The 371-nt window shown below is 56.3% G+C and carries 1 protein-coding gene; it reads right to left on the bottom strand.

The genetic code is table 11. The features are described from left to right. Positions 1 to 90: 90 nt before the first annotated feature. Positions 91 to 371, bottom strand: a 281-nt coding sequence (locus SB756_RS28480; protein WP_410912847.1) for an SFCGS family glycine-rich protein, incomplete at its 5' end; no start/stop codon positions are given.

The following is a 371-nucleotide window of genomic DNA, read 5'->3' as shown; positions in this document are numbered from 1 at the left end:
GCACACGACTCAGGGCATCGGCAAAGGCTTTCGCTTTGGTGTCGCCTTTGCCCTCGACCGTCACCTGGGTAACGTATTGTTCTTTCATAATCAGCTGCCGTGCTTCTTGTTCCAGGCCTGCACCAGCCGCTCACCTAACTCTTCTTTATCCATAAAGCCGAAGCCCAGCACCGTGGCACCTTCATTAATGGCGGTGACGCCTTCGTCGACAGAACGCATGCCATGCTTTGCTTTATAGCCATATTTGTTCTGAGCGGTGATAGCACCGGCGCCGCCGCTGCCGCAGAACGAGATGCCGAAATCGGCGTTTTCCGCCTTCATCACGTCACCCAGTTTCATGTCAGCGGCGACACCTGGCACCACGACGGCAC

Source organism: Pseudomonas sp. SIMBA_068 (genome assembly GCF_046534705.1).
Taxonomy (GTDB): domain Bacteria; phylum Pseudomonadota; class Gammaproteobacteria; order Pseudomonadales; family Pseudomonadaceae; genus Aquipseudomonas; species Aquipseudomonas putida.
Note: the sequence above shows the minus strand (reverse complement) of the source record. Positions and strands in the feature narration are given on the sequence as shown.